The following is a 15575-nucleotide window of genomic DNA, read 5'->3' on the forward strand; positions in this document are numbered from 1 at the left end:
GAGGAGGCTGCGGATGACGGACCGGACGGGCGGGGCCGGCGGGATCGGTGCGACGGGCAGGACGGAGGCCGGTCCTCGGGGCCGGCGGCGACCGCGGGAGGTCGAGGTCGCCTGGTGGCTCACCGTCCTGGCCGTCGTGGTGGAGGTCCTGGTCTGGGTATCGGGTTCCTTCCTGGTCGCGCCCACGGGTCTGGACGAGCTGAGCGAGGTGTCCGGCAGGTCGGCCGCATACCGCCAACTCGCCCTTTCGGGTGCGGTGATGGCGGTTCTGCTCGCCGGCTGGCTGATCCTGGCCCGTTACGTGCGGGCCGGTCGGGGCCCGGCCCGGACGGTGCTGGCCGTCCTCACGGCGCTGAGCCTGCTGCTGTCGTTCGCCGATTCCGGCATGAACGGGCCGTGGCCGGACGGGTGGCAGCTGTTCTCGGCGCTCCCCGAGCTGCTGGCCGCGACGGCCGCGGTGTTCACGTACCTGCCCGGGGCGCGCGGACACTTTCCGACCCGTGCGCGGCAACCCGCCTGACGGGCGGGTGCGCCGGCCGTCCCCGAGGGACCGTCACGCGGCGCCCGTCATACGGGCGTAGACGACGACGTTGCTGTCGTAGTAGTGCTTCTTCGGGTCGAAGTCGCCGCCGCAGGTGACCAGGCGCAGGCCCGCGTGGTCGAGGTTCTTGTACACCTCCAGTGTGGGAAACGCGGCCTTCGGGTATTCGGCGACCTTGTCGACGGTGAACGTGACGGTCTTCTTGTCGCGCCGCGTCACCTTGATGGTGTCGCCGGCCTTCATCGTCCTCAGCTTCTCGAAGACGGCCGAGGCGCCGTTCCAGGTGACGTGGCCGGCGATCACGGCGGGCCCCTGGGAGCCGGGCGTCGGCCCCGGTTCGTACCAGCCCGCGAGACCCGGGTCCTTCGGGGTCTGCATCGTCCCGTCCCCGTTGAGCCTCAGCGTTTCCAGGGAGCTGGAGAGGCCGAGGGACGGGATCGTGATCTTCTGTGGTTCCGACCGGGCGAGGGCGGGTTCTGCCCGGCCCGCTCCCGAACCGGCCCCCGTTCCCTTCTGGGAGCCGTCTCCGGCGGCCCCTCCGTGGCCGCCGGCGGACGCCTCCCCGGTGGGGGCTCCTTCCTGGGCCGGTGCCGCGGCCTGTGCGGCGCGACCCTCGGGCGCCGGGTCCTCGCCGCCGCACCCGGCCAGCAGCAGCGCGGCCAGGGCCGCCGCGGCGAGGGGTGCCGCGGTCCGTCGCCTGCGGGGCGGCGCCTCGGACATCGCGTGCGGGGCGGACCGGACGTCCTTCACGCGGCGTCCTCCTCGGTCCGCGCGGGGCCGCCTTGAGGCACGGTGGCCCGCTTGCGCACGAGCGTCATCGCGCCCGCCATCGCCGCGTACGCGAGGACCGCCACGCCCGCCGCCGTTGCCAGCGGCACGGCCGTGTCCTGCGGGGAACCGCCGCCCGTCTCGATGGCGCCGACCGGGACGGACCCGACGGCGGCGCCCTTGACCTCGCCGCAGTTGGTCGGAGCCGTGGCCTCCTGGGGCAGCTTCGGGTCGAGCTCGCTCTTGCCGGCGCCGCCGACGTCGTACTTGTCGTTGCCGTTGCGGTCGATGCCGTGCTGCACGACGTGCAGGTCCTTGATGTGGTCGACCACGTCCTGGCCGACGGTGATCGTCCGCTGGTAGGAGAGCTTGCCCGCCTTGTCGGCGACGGGCATGCGGTCCACCGCGAGTCCGCTGGTCGCCTTGGTGTCTCCGGACGTGGTGAGCGAGATGTTGATGTCGCCGTAGTCGACGGTCGCCTCGGTGTTGTTGAGGATCCCGTCGCCGTTGGTGTCGTCACTCGCGTCGGGGCAGTGGAAGTCGTGCCCCTTGGTCGAACCGTGCAGGTGCTGGGCCGAGGGCTGTCCCGGCACCATCCCCTCGGACTCGATCTGCACCGTCAGCTGTTTGCCCCTGAGGCTGAGCATGACCGTCCCGCGTGAGCCCGAGTCGTTCAATTGCGCCAGGTCGATCTGGTACGACTTGCCCTCCTCGGCGAGAGCCGGGCCGGAAAGGCCCAGGGTCAGGAACACCGCGGCGGGCACGGCGGAGATGACCACGAGTCGGCGGCCGGCACGCTTGACTATCACATTCGCTCCTGTTCCTCGGATCCCCGGGACGGGAATCACGGATCGCACGGATGAAACGATCCTCGGGAGAGGATCTCCGTTACTTCTTCGAAGCTCCAACAGCATTGGATTGGTGCGGAGTTGAAGAATTCTTCGGAAATTCGACGTGCCCGGTCACGCGGCTGCCCACGGCGCCGTCGACAGGGGCCCGCCGGTCATCCAGATGCGTGACACGTCGTCCGCCAGGCGGGGGGAGCGGGCTGCCGCGCACAGCATTTCCGACAGCACGAGGATCCCCCGCGCCGTACACCTCGGGTCGCTGTTCCGATGCAGCCAGATGACCGCGTTGATCATGGGACGGCGCCCCACGGGAAGGTCCGTGCGCCCGATGCCCGCCACCGCCTCCAGGTCGGAACACCCCCCGCCGAACGGAAGGGCCGCCGTGCGGGGCATGCCCGGTGGCGCGACCGAGTCCCGCACGTGGCGGAAGTAGGCCTCCGGCGGGGCCTGTCCGTCCTCGAAGGTGTTGCGGAAACCGACGACCCGAACGTCCGAATCCCGCGGGAGGAACTCGATGTACAAGTCGATGGACAAACCCCTCAACCGAATGTTCAGGGGCAGGTACCGCACCGGTTCCTCCCCGGTGCCCGATCTTCTGGGAAACCACAGGGCTTCCGCCGCACCGGACCGGACGGCCGACACGAGCAGTCGGTATTCCGCCACCGTGGCGTCCTCCACGGAGAACGAAACGGTGTTCAGCACGACGGCATCCGCCGGTCGGAGGAGATCGGAACCCGCGCTCCCCGTCGGAAATACCGTCGCAGCCGGTTCGATCCCGCCGCATTCACGCACGACACATCCACCGCCTTCGACATCACCCCGGTCGACGACGGCTCTCATCGCCCTTGTCGCCGGGCCTGGTTCGGTCCGGTTCTTTGTAGTCGGCCATCCGGGGCGGAAACGAATACTTGGCCTCTGATGCCAAAAACTCCTCACGCGATCGCGAATCGATCACCCTCCGCACGATCCGCGGTACCCGCCGCCATGACGGCGTGGCCGGCTCCCGGCCCGCTCGGGCATCCGGGTGGTGGCGCGCCGTGTCGGGCCGGCGCCGCCGGGCCGGTTCGTCATTCTGGGCCGGGCGCGGCGGCGCACCTGCCGCTGCCCCTTCCCCCGAGCGAGAAGGAGTACGACATGCCCGCGGACACGGTGGAGCGGTTCCTCGCGGCCCTGGACCCCCGGCAGCGGGAGGCCGTCACCGGCAGACCGCACGAGGAGCAGGAGCGCCTCGCGGCCGCGTGGGAGGAGGAACTGGCGTCGGACGACGAACTCGACACCCTCGACGAGCTCTCCCCGCCCGCGGCGGAGGCCGAGGCGGCCCGCCGCGTCATGGACCGCGAGGCATGAGGCGGCCGGGCGCGGCCGCCGGGCACGGCGGCCCGGCGCGCCGGCCCGGCGGGGCGTTCAGTCCCCGGGGGTTTCCAGCGGGCGCAGGAAGCGGCGTTCGTAGCGCTTGATGCAGCGGGTCTCGCGCGCCAGCTCGAAGGCCGCCTGGCACTCCGGATCGGACATGCTGTCCGTCCGGTACTGCTCGTAGGCCGCGAAGCCCGGGAAGGAGAAGAGGGCGTACGCGATGTCGCTGTCGCCCTCGCCGGGCAGGAAGTACCCGTGGTGGGTGCCGCCGAAGCGGTTGACCAGCCGGACCCAACGGCGCCCGTACTCCTCGAAGTCCGCGAGTTTCTCGACGTCGATCTCGTACTTCAGATGAATGGTGATCATCCACCCATCATGCCCTCGGGCAGCGACGGAGCCGCGGCCAATCCCGCCCTTCCGCGGGGGCGGAGCGCCGAAACCTCGTACGCTGCGACGGAGTGGGAGACGTCGTGGAGGGGGATTCGCATGTCCTTGCAGAAGGGCGCCAACGTGCCGGTGCCGAGTGCCGGGGTCCGGGTGGAGCTGGGTTGGCGCGGTGGGCCCGGGGCGCCGGACGTGGACGTTTCGGCCCTGTTGCTGACGGCGGCCGGGAAGGTGAGGTCGGACGACGACTTCGTGTTCTACAACCAGCCGGTGCACGCCAGTGGTGCCGTGCGCCACGAGGGCCGGCGCCAGGACGGTTCGGGCCCCCTGGAGACCATCACGGTGACGTTGTCGGCGGTGGAGCAGGAGATCGCGAGGGTGGTGGTCGCGGCGTCCACGGACGGCACGTTCGGGCAGGTGGCCGGCCTGTTCGTGCGCGTGCTGGACGCGGACAGCGGCGTGGAACGGGCGAGGTTCGACGCGACGGATGCCACCACCGAGACCGCGTTCGTGCTCGGGGAGCTGTACCGGCGGGCCGGGGCGTGGAAGTTCCGTGCGGTGGGCCAGGGTTACGCATCCGGTCTGGCGGGGCTCGCGACCGATTTCGGCATCACGGTCGACGACCCCGCCCCGCCGGCGCCGGCGCCGGTACGGCAGCCCGTGCGGCCGGCGGTGGGTCCGTCGGTGGCCGGTCCGCCGGCTCCACGGATTCCGCAGGCCCCGCCGGCCCCCGAGCCGGCCCACACCCAGCCCGTGCGGCTGTCGAAGATCACGCTGACGAAGGCGGCGCCGGCGGTGTCGCTGGCCAAGCAGGGGGCCACCTCCGGCGGCATGCGGGTCAACCTGAAGTGGAGCGCGGCCGCTCCGGCCCGTGGCTGGATGCGGAAGGGGAAGGAGGCCGTTCGGCTGGAGGACGTCGACCTCGACCTCTCCTGCCTGTGGGAACTACGGAACGGAACGATGGGGATCGTCCATCCCATCAACAACCAGTTCGGCTCGTTCGACCAGCCCCCGTACGTCCTGCTGGACCAGGACGACCGGACCGGCGGCAGCGAGGACGGCGAGAACCTCATGATCAACCTCGATCACACGGCCGACATCAAACGCCTCCTGGTGTTCGTGTCCATCTACGCGGGCGCCACCAACTTCGCCGGCCTGCAAGGGGTCGCCACGCTGTACCCGCCCGTCGGGCCGCCGATCGAGGTCCGCCTGGACGAATGCACCGTGCCCGCGCCGGTGGCCGCGATCGCGCTGATCGAGAACGTGGGCGGCGAGTTGATCGTCCGGCGGGAGGCGAAGTACCTGGTGCTGCCGCCCGGCATCCTCAAGCAACAGGCGGTGGACCTGGCGTACGGGTGGGGCATGAGCTGGGAGCCCGCCTCCAAGGACTGACCTCCGCCTGCCGCCACGAGCCCCGGCAGGGGCCGGGAGGAACGCCCCGACGCGAGTGCCCGCGTCGGGGCGTTCCTTCGTGGCGGGCGGCGCGTGCGGTGTCCGGCCCCGTGGTGACTCGTGCGTACTGCACGCCCCGTCGGTGACAGCCGTGACTGTCGCGGCCCTCTCCCGGCGTGACAGCGTGAGGACGTCACCGACCGAGGGAGCAGGAGTGAACAAGGGGTACGCCGCCTTCTGCGACGCCGACCGCTGGTTCTACGACGCGCCGTACCGGCGGGCCGAGGAGAACTACCCGGCCGCGCTCGCCCCCGTACCGGCGGGGTGGCAGACGCACCGCAGCGGGGACTGGCTGGCGCTGCGCCCCCTGGACGCCCGACTCCCCTCCCAGGGATGGAAGATCCACGTCTCGGCGTGCCTGGACAACGCCGAGTCCGTCCTGGAGCGGGTCCACCGCTACTGCGTGGACCGCGGGATCGCGTTCAAGTTCGTACCGAGCCGCTACCTGCTGCACCTGCGCAACGCGAAGTACGCCGACCGCGCGGCGAGCGGCAAGTTCCTCACCGTGTACCCGGCGGACCAGGAGCAGTGCGGGCGCATCGCGGAGGACCTCGACGCGTTGCTGGCCGGCGAGCCGGGCCCGTACATCCTGAGCGACCTGCGCTGGAACGACGGCCCCGTGCACCTGCGCTACGGCAGCTTCACCCTGCGGCACTGCTACGACGACCGCGGCGAGCTCGTCCCGGCGATCGAGGCCCCCGACGGCCGGCTCGTCCCGGACCCGCGGGGGCCGGTGTTCCAGCCGCCCGAGTGGGTCGAACCGCCCGCGTACCTGGCGCCCCACCTGGCCGGGCGGGCCGCGCTCACCCTGGAGGGACTCCCCTACACCGTCGAGCGGGCCCTGCACTTCTCCAACGGGGGCGGCGTGTACGCGGGGCGGGACGTCCGCTCCGGCGAGCGGGTCGTCCTCAAGGAGGGACGCCCCTTCGCGGGGCTCGCGGCCGACGGCGCGGACGCCGTGACCCGGCTGCACCGCGAACGCCGGGCCCTGGAACAGTTGGCCGGTCTGGACTGCGTGCCCGCGGTGCACGGCACCTTCACCGTCGGGGACCACCACTTCCTCGTGATGCAGCACTTGGAGGGCAAGCCCCTCAACACCTACTTCGCCCGCCGACACCCGTTGATCGAGGCGGACCCCGACCCCGAGGCGCTCGCCGAGTACACCCGGTGGGCGCTGGAGATCCACCGACAGGTGACGCGGGCCGTGGAGGCCGTGCACGCCCGCGGCATCGTCTTCAACGACCTGCACCTGTTCAACGTGATGGTCGCGGAGGACGAGGTGACCGGTGCGCCGTCGGTCGCGCTGCTCGACTTCGAGGCCGCCGCCCACGTCGACGAGGGGCTGCGCCAGACCGTCGCCAATCCGGCGTTCGTCGCCCCGGCCGACCGGCGCGGTTTCGCCGTCGACCGGTACGCCCTGGCCTGCCTGCGCCTGGCCCTGTTCCTGCCGTTGACGAGCCTGCTGGTGATGGACCGGGCGAAGGCGGCGCACCTGGCCGACATCGCCGCCGAGCAGTTCCCCGTACCGCGGGAGTTCCTCGACGAGGCGGTACGGGAGATCCTCGCCGGGACCGAGGACGGCTCCGGGACCGAACGCGGTTCCGGTTCCGGCGGCCGGTCGGTGGCTGCCCGTCGCCCCTACCTGCCGGTCGAGCCGGGCAGTTGGGAGGCGGCCCGCGCCTCGATGACGGCGGCGCTGCGGGCGAGCGCCACCTTCGACCGCGACGACCGGCTCTTCCCCGGGGACACGGCCCAGTTCGCGACCGCCGGGGGCGGAACCGGCTTCGGCCACGGAGCGGCCGGTGTCCTGTACGCGCTCGCCGAGACCGGCGCCGAACCGTGGCCCGAGGCCGAGGAATGGCTGTTGGCCCGGACGAAGGAACCGGCCTCCGGCATGCCGTTGGGCTTCTACGACGGCCTCGCCGGTCTCGCCTGGACCCTGGAACGGCTCGGCCACCGGGACCGCGCCCTCGCCCTGGCCGAGCAACTGCTGTCCCAACCCTGGCAGTCGGCCGGGCCCGACCTGCACGGCGGGCTCGCCGGCATCGGCCTGGCACTGGACTCCCTGGGGTCGACCACCGGCGAGGGCGCACTGCACGCCGCGGCCCTGCGGTGCGCCGAACTCCTCGGCGAGCCGGCGGCCGGACCGAAGCGGGCCGGTCTGCTCCACGGCCACAGCGGCCCCGCCCTGCTCCACCTGCGACTCTACGAACGCACCGGGGAACGGGAGTTGCTGAGCCGGGCCGGCCTGGCCCTGCACCGCGACCTCGACCGCTGCGTGACCAGTGCCTTCGGCACCCTTCAGGTCGACGAGGGGTGGCGCACGATGCCCTACCTCGGCGCCGGCAGCGTGGGCATCGGCATGGTGCTGGACGACTGGCTGGAGCACGCCGGGGACGACCGCTTCGAACGGGCCCGGCCGGAGATCGTGCGCGCCGCCCAGGCGACGTTCTACGCGCAGCCCGGCCTGTTCCGCGGCGCGGCCGGCATGATCCTCCACCTGGCGCGGACCACCACCCCCGGCCCGGGCTCCGACCCCGGGGACATAGCCCGGCAGGTGGAGGCCCTGGCCCGGCACGCGGTCCCCTACCAGGGCTTCCTGGCCTTTCCCGGCGAGCAGATGATGCGCCTGTCCATGGACCTGTCCACGGGCACGGCCGGCGCTCTCCTCGCCCTCGGCAGCGCCGCGCCCGGCGGGCGCGCCCAGCTGCCGTTCCTCCCGCCGCCGCGGTCCTTCGCGGCGGCCCCAGAGCCGGTCCCCGTCACGGGGGCCGTGACCCATCGGAACACCACAGTGAAGAGGAATCAGACATGACGCTTCTGGACCTGCAGTCGATGGACACCCCGAAGGAAGAGACCACGGAGGCCGCGCACCTGACCGGCGGCGGCAGCCGCGCCAGCCTGCTTCTCTGTGGCGACAGCAGCCTCAGCATCACGACCTGTAACTGATCAGGTCATTCCGGGCCCGGGCGGTTCACCGCCCGGGCCCGCACCACACCCCTGGAGCCGCCGCCCATGACCGCGCCCGATCCCGTAGGTGAGGCGGCGGCCGCCCGCGGCGCCGACAGGGCCCTGCGGGCGGCCGCGCGCCACAGCGCCGGCCGGCTCGCCGCCGGCGCCGCCTGCTCGGTGGGCGCCGCCGCGGCGGCCCTGGCCGAACCGGCCGTCCTCGGCCACACCCTCGACCTGCTGCTGCGGCAGGACCCCGCCGGTGCCCGGTGGACCGCGTGGTGTGCGGCGGTGATCACTGCCGAGGTCCTCCTCGACGCCGCCACGGCCCGGCTGGGCGGCGGCGTCGACGCCCGCTCCACCGCCTGGCTGCGCCGGACGGGCCTCGCCCGCCTGCTGCGCACCGCCCCGCACCACGCCGCCCGCCACTCCCCCGGTGAACTCTCCGCCAGGCTGACCTCGCACGCGACCACCGCCGGCGGTGTACCGGCGGCCGTCGTCGGCGCGGCCGTGGCCCTGCTGCCCCCGGTCGGTGGACTGGTGGCCCTGTTCCTGGTGGACGTGTGGACCGGGTTGGCCTTCCTCGTCGGGCTTCCGCTGCTCGTCCTGCTGTTGCGTGCCTTCGCCCGCGATTCCGGTGCCAGCGTCAGCCGTTACCAGGAGGTGCAGCTCGCCCTGGCCGGCCGCCTCGTGGAGGCCCTCGCGGGCGCCCGTACGATCGCCGCCGCCGGCACCTCCGAGCGGGAACAGGCCCGGGTGCTGGCCCGGTTGCCGGAGCTCGACGCCGAGGGACGGCGGACGTGGCGGATCTACGGTTCGACCGTGGCCCGCACGAGCGCCCTCATGCCGCTGCTGCTGTACGTGGTCCTCGGGGTCGGCGGGGTCCGCCTCGCGGACGGCGCGCTCGGGGTCGGCGGGCTCCTGGCGGCGGTCCGCTACGCGGGCCTGGCGGCCGGGGCCGGCGCGGTGACGGGCCGACTGTCGGCCGTGGTCCGCGGCCGGGCCGCTGCCCGCCGCACGGCGGCCCTCTTCGAACTGCCCGAACTACCGTACGGAACGCGCCGGTTGCCGGAAGGTGGACCGGGCGCGCTGGAACTGCGCGGGGTGCGCGTGGTGCGTGCGGGCGCCGTGATCCTGCACGACATCGACCTGCGCATCCCCGGCGGGACGACCGTGGCCGTCGTCGGCCGCTCGGGCTCCGGCAAGACGACGCTGGCCGCCGCGGCGGGCCGGCTCACCGACTGCGACGGAGGTCGGGTACTGCTCGACGGCGTACCGCTGGACGAGCTGTCCCCGGCGGAACTGCGCCGGGAGGTCGGCCACGCCTTCGAACGGCCGGCGCTCTTCGGCGCGGACGTCGCGGGCGCGCTCGCGTTCGGCGGCGGCCCCGCACCGGACCAGGAGGCCGTGCGCGCCGCCGCGCGGGCGGCCGGCGCCGACGCCTTCGTGCGCCGCCTGCCGAACGGGTACGCGACGGCGCTCGCCGGGGCGCCGATGTCCGGTGGAGAGCTGCAACGCCTCGGGCTGGCACGGGCGTTCTGCCGCGCGGGGCGACTCCTCGTCCTGGACGACGCGACATCGAGCCTGGACACGCTCACCGCCCGGGAGGTGGAGCGGGCCCTGGCCGTGGACGTCCGGCCGGGCACCCGTCTGGTCGTCGCCCACCGCATCTCCTCGGCCGCCCGCGCCGACCTCGTCGTATGGCTCGACGCGGGACGGGTCCGGGCGACCGGTCCGCACGCGGAGCTGTGGCGGGACCCCGCCTACCGGGCGGTGTTCGGCGACGGCACGGAGGACGTCGCGGCGCCGGCGCCGGGACGTGCCGACGAGCCCGCCTCCGGGCCGACCGACGGTGTCGCGCGGTGGGGCGTGCAGGAGCCGCCCGGCCGGGAGGCGGTCCGGTGAGCGAGTACGGAACGTGGCGGCGCGTGTCCCGCGAGGGCCGCCGCTTCCTGCGCGAACGGCCCCGCTCGCTGCGCAGGCTCGCGCTCTGGTCCCTGCTGGAGTCCGCGCACACCTTCCTCGGCGGGTACGCGGTGGCCCGCGCCCTCGACGACGGTTTCCTCGCCGGCCGCACCGGTGCGGGCATCGGCTGGCTGGCCGTGGCCGGTGCGGGAGCCCTGCTCGGCGCGCTCGCCCTGCGGGGCGTGTTCGGTGGGCTCGCGGACCTGGTCGAACCGCTGCGGGACGGTCTGGTGCGGCGCTCGGTGCGCCAGGCGCTGGGGCGGGCCGTGGCCGATCCCGGGCGGGCCGGTGACGCGGGCGCGGTCTCCCGCCTCACGCAGCAGACCGAGATGGCCCGGGACTCCTTCGCCGGACTCGTCCTGGTCGCCCGGTCGTTCGTGTTCACCGCCCTGGGCGCACTGCTCGGGCTGGCCGCCCTCGCTCCCGTCCTGCTGGTCCTCGTACTGCCCGCCCTGCTCCTGGGCACGGCCGGCTTCCTGGCCACGCTGCACCCGATGGCGCGCGTGCAGCGGGCGGCGCTCGACGCCGACGAGGCCCTGTCCGCGCGCGCCGCCGAGCTGGCGTCGGGGCTGCGCGACGTCGTCGCGTGCGGCGGCGCCACGAGCGCCGGAGCCGGTGTGGAGCAGCTGATCGCCGAGCAGGAGCGGCTCACCGTCCGGCTCGCACGGTGGACCGCCCTGCGCACGCTGGCCCTGGGCGTCGCGGGTCGGCTGCCCGTCGTGGTGCTGCTCGCCGCGACGCCCTGGTTGCTGGGGCGTGGTGTGAGCACGGGCGCGGTGGCCGGGGCGCTCACCTATCTCGTCCAGTCGCTGCTCCCGGCCCTGGACGCGCTGATGACGGCCCTGGGCGCGGCGGGCACCCGGCTGCTGGTGGTACTGGACCGGTTCTGCGACCCGGAACCGGGGCCTGCGCAGCGGCCCCCGGGAACGGTGACGCCCACCCCGCCACCCGCGCCCACGGCCGTCCCCGTTCCCGCGCCCGCGCCCGCGCCCGCGCCCGTATCCGGGGCGGCACCCGCGCCGCCGGCCGTGGAGTTGCGTCGGGTCCGCTTCGCCTACGGCCCCCGGGCGGAGCCGGTGATCGACGGCCTCGACCTGCTGGTCGGGTCCGGCGAGCACCTGGCCGTGGTGGGGCCGAGCGGCATCGGCAAGTCCACCCTCACCGCGCTGATCGCCGGACTGTTGCCACCGGGCGGCGGCACCGTACGGGTCGCGGGGGCGCCCGCGCGGGGCGCCCCGGGGTCCGGCCCCGACGTCCGCCGGACGCTGCTGCCCCAACAGGCCTACGTGTTCACGGGCACGGTCCGGGAGAACCTGACCCATCTGTGCCCCGATCGGGTGTCCGGGGCACGGGTGGAGCGGGCCGCGGCCGCCCTCGGCGCGGACGGGCTCGTGGCCCGGCTCGGCGGGCTGGACGCGGTCGTCGACCCGGGCCGGCTCTCGCAGGGCGAGCGCCAGCACCTGGCCCTCACCGCGGCCTACCTCTCCCCCGCTCCGCTGCTGTTGCTCGACGAGGCGACCTGCCACCTCGACCCCCGGACGGAGGAACGAGCCGAGCGGGCGCTCGCCGAGCGCCCCGGCACCCTGGTGGTGGTCGCGCACCGGATCTCCTCCGCCGTCAGGGCCGACCGGGTCCTCGTCCTCGACGGGACCCGGGCGGTGTGCGGCACGCATGCGGAGCTCCCGGCCAGGTCGCCCCTGTACCGGGATCTGGTGGGCCTGTGGAACGCGCGCGGGTGAGGCGCGCACGGCGGGGCGATCGCCCGTCCGCCGTCGAGGTGCGGGGTGGGGAGGTCGGGCCGGTGGCTCAGACCCAGCCGGCCCGCCGGGATATCCGGATGGCATCGATCCGGTTGCGGGCGCCGGTCTTGCGTGTCACGGCGGCCATGTAGTTGCGCACGGTTCCGCTGGCGAGGTGCAGCGCGCGGGCGATCTCCGCCACCGAGTCGCCCTCGGCGGCCCGGGCCAGGACGCTCAGCTCGCGCGGACTGAGCGGCATGGGGTCGGCCTCCATGAAGGCGGAGGCGAGCGTGGCGTCGATGAAGCGTTCCCCCGCGGCGACCTTTCCGATGGCCCGGACCAGCCGGTCGGGCGACCCGTCCTTGTCGACGTAGCCGAGTGCCCGCGTCCGGAAGGCGCGGCCCAGCGTGCCGGGCATGTCGGCCCGGGCGAGTACGAGCAGGGGTGCGGGACAGTGGGGCAGCAGACGGCCGGCGTCGGTGTCGGTGTCGGCGAGGAGGGCCGCCGACACCTCCGGACAGTCGAAGTCCACGACCGCCACGTCGGGTCGTAAGAACTCCGCCTGACGCGCGGCGGCGCGCCAGCCGGAGGAGGTGACGTCGAAGTCGCCTTCGGATCTCAGAAGCGCGGCCAGGGCGGACCTCACCAGGCACACGCTGTGCAGCACCAGGACCTTGGTCATCGGGGTTCCCCTCGTGTGACGAGCGATCAGCACCAACCGGCTGCCCAGCTACCGCCATGGGGGAACGTCCCGACGGGAGGCGTACGGGGGCGCGTGGCCGAAGCCGGGCGCTCCCCGGTCCCACCCCCGGGCGACCGATGGCCGTCCCACCTCGGCGGGTGTCCGGGAAGCGCCGCCCGGGCCCTCGACCCGCCGACATCCGGACGGGCTGATTCCGCGCGCATTCGGCGGGATCCGCCCGCCGGGCGCGGGAGGCGGCGAGGCGTGGCGCGCCGTGCGGCGGGGCCAACCGGGGTGCCGTGGTCGGGAGTCGGGTTTCGGACGACGCTCAGCGGCCACACGGACATGGAGCGACGGACCACGAGGAGAGGAAACACCCATGACGACGATGGCCCTGCTGATCGCCCCCATGGTGCTGGCCCTGCTGCTCGTCCACCGCAAGGGCGGCCATCGTGCCCGCCACCGGGCGAGCCGGTTCTGAGCCGGGTACCGGCCCGCCCGGGTCGGCATCAGACACGAGCGGAAGCGAGGTGAGCGCGGTGTCCATGCGTGCGAAGGGGTGGGCCAGGTCCTTCCCGGTGCACAGAGGGGTGCGCGAGGCCCGCCGGTGGACCGGCGAGCACTTGGACTCCCTGCGGTGGACGGCCGATGCCCCGGACACGGCCCACTCCGTCCTGCTGACGGTTTCGGAACTCGTCACCAACGCGCACGTCCACGCGCACAGCAGCGCCCGGTTGGTGCTGACGTGGGACGGGCAGTGCCTGCACGTCAGCGTGGCCGACAGCGACCCGAGCCTGCCCGCCGCGCGCGATGCCTCCCGGGAGGCGACCTCCGGGCGGGGGCTCGCCATCATCGACGCCCTGGCCGACGCCTGGGACGCCCATTCCTTCCACGGCGGCAAGACCATCACCGCCTGCTTCCACCCCCGGCTCACGCCCGCCCCGCACTCCGGGGCGGGCCCCGGCCCGGAGGCGTGAGCCTCCCGCGCCCCGGGCCCGAGGTCAGCCCCTCGGTCCGTCCTCGGATCCCGGCCCGGGGGACGTACCGAGGGCCGGCTCCGGTTCGGCCGTCCTGATCTCGGGCTCCAGGCCCTCCGCGACGGCGGTACGGCGGCGTCCCGCGTCGGCCCGCCACGCCTCGAAGACCAGCGTCGTGGCGGTGACCACCACGAGCCCGAGGAGCCAACCCCCCACGACGTCACTGACCCAGTGCACGCCGAGCGCGACCCGGGTGTAGCCGACCCCGAGGACGCTCGTCACCGCCAGCGCCCACGGGAGGAAACGCCAGGCGGGCGGCACCAGCGGGAGCAGGACGAGGAGCAGCACCGCGCAGGAGACCATGGCCGTCATGGCGTGCCCGGAGGGGAAGGAGAAGCCGGGCGCGTGGGAGACGGGGTCGGGCAGGTGCGGGCGCGCGCGTTCCACGACGTTCTTGGTGAGGAACCCGATGAGGGCGCCGGCCGTGGCGGTGACGGCGGCCCAGGCCGCCAGGCGCCACGCACGGCGCCGCAGCAGCCAGATCACCAGCAGGGCCACGAGCAACCGCATGGTCACCGGGTCCCACAGCACGCCGGTGAGGAACTCCAGCACCCGCACCCGGTCCGGGTTCTCCAGGGCGGCCCGGTGGAGTCGTTCGGCGGTGTCCCGGTCGAGGCGGTACAGCGGCGGCCAGCGGGATTCGACGAGCACCAGGGCGAGGACGAACGGCACGCTCACGACGACGGTCGCGGCCACCGTCAGCACGAGCCTCGTGCCGAAGGCCGCGTCGGGACCGGAACGTCCGGTCAGGAACGCGCGGACCGCGTGACGTCGGGAGCGGGGGTCGGGTCCGGGGCGGGGCGGGCGCTGTGCCATGGGTACGCGACTTTCGATCGGGGGCGTTCGGACGGGAACGGGCGGGCGCGCCGGGTCAGACTCCGGGGTCCTGCGCTACGGGCTCGCGCACACCGGCCCGTACGGCTTCCAGTTGGGCGGAGAAGGAGAGACCCAGGAACAGGGCCATGGAGGTCAGGTAGGACCACAGCAGCAGCGACACGAGAGCGCTGAGGGGCCCGTACACGCTGGTGAAGGTGCTGCTGGCGCCGACGTACAGGCTCAACGCCCAGGTCGCCGTGATCCACAGCAGGAGGTACACGACGGCGCCGAAGGCCAGCCAGGTGTAGCCCGGCTGGTCGCGACGGGGGGCGAGGCGGAAGATCGCGCTGGTGGCCAGCACGGCCAGCAGCACGCCGACCGGCCAGCGCAGGACGTCCCAGGCGCGGATGGTGGTGGGCCCGAGGTGGTAGACCTCGGCGAAGGCGTGGGTGAGGTCGGCGCCGAGGACGGTGAGGACGAAGCTCAGGCCGAGGGGGAGGCCGGCGAGGACGGCCATGACGACACCGCGGGCGTACTTGCGCAGGAAGGGCCGGTCGCGTTCGTTGCCGTATATCCGGTTGGCGCCGCGCTCGACCTGGCACAGGCTCGTGGTGACGTTGACGAGGGAGAAGAGCAGGCCCAGCCAGAGCGCGAGCTGGCCGCCGTCCCCGGCGTGGCGTCGGCTCTCGCGCAGGGCCTCGTCCACCACCTCCCGGCTGGGTCCGCTGGTGATCCGTCCGATCGTCAGCTCGGCCACCCGGCCGATGTCCTCGGTGTGCAGAACGCTGGACAGACCGATGGCGGCGATGGCCATCGGCACGATGGACAGGACGGTCTGGAGGGCGAGGGCACGCGAGTGGCTGAAGCCGTCCGCGTAGCGGAAGCGCACGAAGGAGTCGCGGGCCAGGCTCCATCCCCCGTAGCGGCGCAGGGCGGCCCAGGCCTCGTCCCCGGACAGTTCCTCGCCCACCACGTCGCGTCTCTGCGGTACCCGGGTCGCGGTTCCCATCGGCTTCCTGACTGTGTGGTCCCGGCGCGCGG

At 73.8% G+C, this 15575-nt stretch carries 15 protein-coding genes; 8 read left to right on the plus strand and 7 right to left on the minus strand.

All coding sequences use genetic code 11. From position 1 onward, the window contains the following. The first annotated feature begins 13 nt into the window (after positions 1-13). Positions 14-520: a hypothetical protein gene (locus ACZ58N_RS24755; RefSeq protein ID WP_471163762.1), complete on the plus strand. Its 507-nt coding sequence runs from the start codon at positions 14-16 to the stop codon at positions 518-520. 33 nt (positions 521-553) lie between these two features. Here ACZ58N_RS24755 and ACZ58N_RS24760 read toward each other — a convergent pair whose 3' ends face one another. The 3 genes from ACZ58N_RS24760 to ACZ58N_RS24770 all read right to left on the minus strand — a co-directional run bounded on the left by ACZ58N_RS24760 (position 554) and on the right by ACZ58N_RS24770 (position 2859). Beyond that, positions 554-1291 carry a class F sortase gene (locus tag ACZ58N_RS24760; RefSeq protein WP_471163765.1) on the minus strand — a complete coding sequence of 246 codons (738 nt, stop codon included), beginning with the start codon at positions 1289-1291 and terminating at the stop codon, positions 554-556. Next, positions 1288-2115 (minus strand): hypothetical protein, encoded by an 828-nt coding sequence (locus tag ACZ58N_RS24765; protein WP_471164013.1) that lies wholly within the window; start codon positions 2113-2115, stop codon positions 1288-1290. Before ACZ58N_RS24765 ends, ACZ58N_RS24760 begins: the two co-directional genes overlap by 4 nt. A 156-nt stretch (positions 2116-2271) precedes the next feature. After that, on the minus strand, positions 2272-2859 hold the full coding sequence (locus ACZ58N_RS24770; RefSeq protein ID WP_471163768.1) for a ribosome-inactivating family protein: 588 nt from the start codon (positions 2857-2859) through the stop codon (positions 2272-2274). Between the two features lie 432 nt (positions 2860-3291). On the opposite strand from ACZ58N_RS24770, the gene ACZ58N_RS24775 reads away from it, so the two are divergent. Continuing rightward, on the plus strand, positions 3292-3504 hold the full coding sequence (locus ACZ58N_RS24775) for a hypothetical protein (protein ID WP_471163771.1): 213 nt from the start codon (positions 3292-3294) through the stop codon (positions 3502-3504). 57 nt (positions 3505-3561) lie between these two features. On the opposite strand, the gene ACZ58N_RS24780 is transcribed toward ACZ58N_RS24775, so the two are convergent. Then, a complete protein-coding gene (locus tag ACZ58N_RS24780; protein WP_471163773.1) occupies positions 3562-3876 on the minus strand; it encodes an NIPSNAP family protein in 315 nt (104 codons plus the stop codon). A 120-nt stretch (positions 3877-3996) separates the two neighbouring features. Here ACZ58N_RS24780 and ACZ58N_RS24785 point away from each other — a divergent pair, with 120 nt between their 5' ends. The 5 genes from ACZ58N_RS24785 to ACZ58N_RS24805 all read left to right on the plus strand — a co-directional run bounded on the left by ACZ58N_RS24785 (position 3997) and on the right by ACZ58N_RS24805 (position 11999). After that, positions 3997-5286, plus strand: coding sequence for a TerD family protein (locus ACZ58N_RS24785; protein ID WP_471163776.1), 1290 nt, complete (start codon positions 3997-3999; stop codon positions 5284-5286). A gap of 214 nt (positions 5287-5500) precedes the next feature. Next, positions 5501-8161, plus strand: coding sequence for a class III lanthionine synthetase LanKC (gene lanKC / locus ACZ58N_RS24790; RefSeq protein ID WP_471163779.1), 2661 nt, complete (start codon positions 5501-5503; stop codon positions 8159-8161). Further along, entirely contained in the window at positions 8158-8295 is a 138-nt protein-coding gene (locus tag ACZ58N_RS24795) for a SapB/AmfS family lanthipeptide (protein ID WP_281204780.1), read from the plus strand. Before lanKC ends, ACZ58N_RS24795 begins: the two co-directional genes overlap by 4 nt. 66 nt (positions 8296-8361) lie before the next feature. Further along, positions 8362-10200 carry an ATP-binding cassette domain-containing protein gene (locus tag ACZ58N_RS24800; protein ID WP_471163782.1) on the plus strand — a complete coding sequence of 613 codons (1839 nt, stop codon included), beginning with the start codon at positions 8362-8364 and terminating at the stop codon, positions 10198-10200. Next, entirely contained in the window at positions 10197-11999 is a 1803-nt protein-coding gene (locus ACZ58N_RS24805) for an ATP-binding cassette domain-containing protein (RefSeq protein WP_471163785.1), read from the plus strand. The genes ACZ58N_RS24800 and ACZ58N_RS24805 overlap by 4 nt, the downstream gene beginning before the upstream one ends. Before the next feature lie 67 nt (positions 12000-12066). On the opposite strand, the gene ACZ58N_RS24810 is transcribed toward ACZ58N_RS24805, so the two are convergent. Then, entirely contained in the window at positions 12067-12681 is a 615-nt protein-coding gene (locus tag ACZ58N_RS24810) for a response regulator transcription factor (RefSeq protein WP_471163787.1), read from the minus strand. A 545-nt stretch (positions 12682-13226) separates the two neighbouring features. Between ACZ58N_RS24810 and ACZ58N_RS24815 the strand changes: the two genes are divergently transcribed. Next, positions 13227-13658, plus strand: coding sequence for an ATP-binding protein (locus ACZ58N_RS24815; protein WP_471164015.1), 432 nt, complete (start codon positions 13227-13229; stop codon positions 13656-13658). A gap of 24 nt (positions 13659-13682) precedes the next feature. Here ACZ58N_RS24815 and ACZ58N_RS24820 read toward each other — a convergent pair whose 3' ends face one another. After that, positions 13683-14534 (minus strand): phosphatase PAP2 family protein, encoded by an 852-nt coding sequence (locus tag ACZ58N_RS24820; RefSeq protein ID WP_471163790.1) that lies wholly within the window; start codon positions 14532-14534, stop codon positions 13683-13685. A gap of 55 nt (positions 14535-14589) precedes the next feature. Next, complete coding sequence (locus ACZ58N_RS24825) at positions 14590-15543, minus strand: YihY/virulence factor BrkB family protein (protein WP_471163792.1); 954 nt, start codon at positions 15541-15543, stop codon at positions 14590-14592. Positions 15544-15575: the final 32 nt, after the last annotated feature.

The organism is Streptomyces sp. NPDC040432 (genome assembly GCF_055595445.1).

Excerpts from the sequence above, each read along its gene's own strand:
- ACZ58N_RS24800 (WP_471163782.1), top strand. The coding sequence starts at position 8,362 with ATGACCGCGCCCGATCCCGTAGGTGAGGCGGCGGCCGCCCGCGGCGCC.
- ACZ58N_RS24825 (WP_471163792.1), bottom strand. The coding sequence starts at position 15,543 with ATGGGAACCGCGACCCGGGTACCGCAGAGACGCGACGTGGTGGGCGAG.
- ACZ58N_RS24755 (WP_471163762.1), top strand. The coding sequence starts at position 14 with ATGACGGACCGGACGGGCGGGGCCGGCGGGATCGGTGCGACGGGCAGG.
- ACZ58N_RS24815 (WP_471164015.1), top strand. The coding sequence starts at position 13,227 with ATGCGTGCGAAGGGGTGGGCCAGGTCCTTCCCGGTGCACAGAGGGGTG.
- ACZ58N_RS24810 (WP_471163787.1), bottom strand. The coding sequence starts at position 12,681 with ATGACCAAGGTCCTGGTGCTGCACAGCGTGTGCCTGGTGAGGTCCGCC.
- ACZ58N_RS24785 (WP_471163776.1), top strand. The coding sequence starts at position 3,997 with ATGTCCTTGCAGAAGGGCGCCAACGTGCCGGTGCCGAGTGCCGGGGTC.
- ACZ58N_RS24780 (WP_471163773.1), bottom strand. The coding sequence starts at position 3,876 with ATGATCACCATTCATCTGAAGTACGAGATCGACGTCGAGAAACTCGCG.
- ACZ58N_RS24775 (WP_471163771.1), top strand. The coding sequence starts at position 3,292 with ATGCCCGCGGACACGGTGGAGCGGTTCCTCGCGGCCCTGGACCCCCGG.
- ACZ58N_RS24795 (WP_281204780.1), top strand. The coding sequence starts at position 8,158 with ATGACGCTTCTGGACCTGCAGTCGATGGACACCCCGAAGGAAGAGACC.
- ACZ58N_RS24820 (WP_471163790.1), bottom strand. The coding sequence starts at position 14,534 with ATGGCACAGCGCCCGCCCCGCCCCGGACCCGACCCCCGCTCCCGACGT.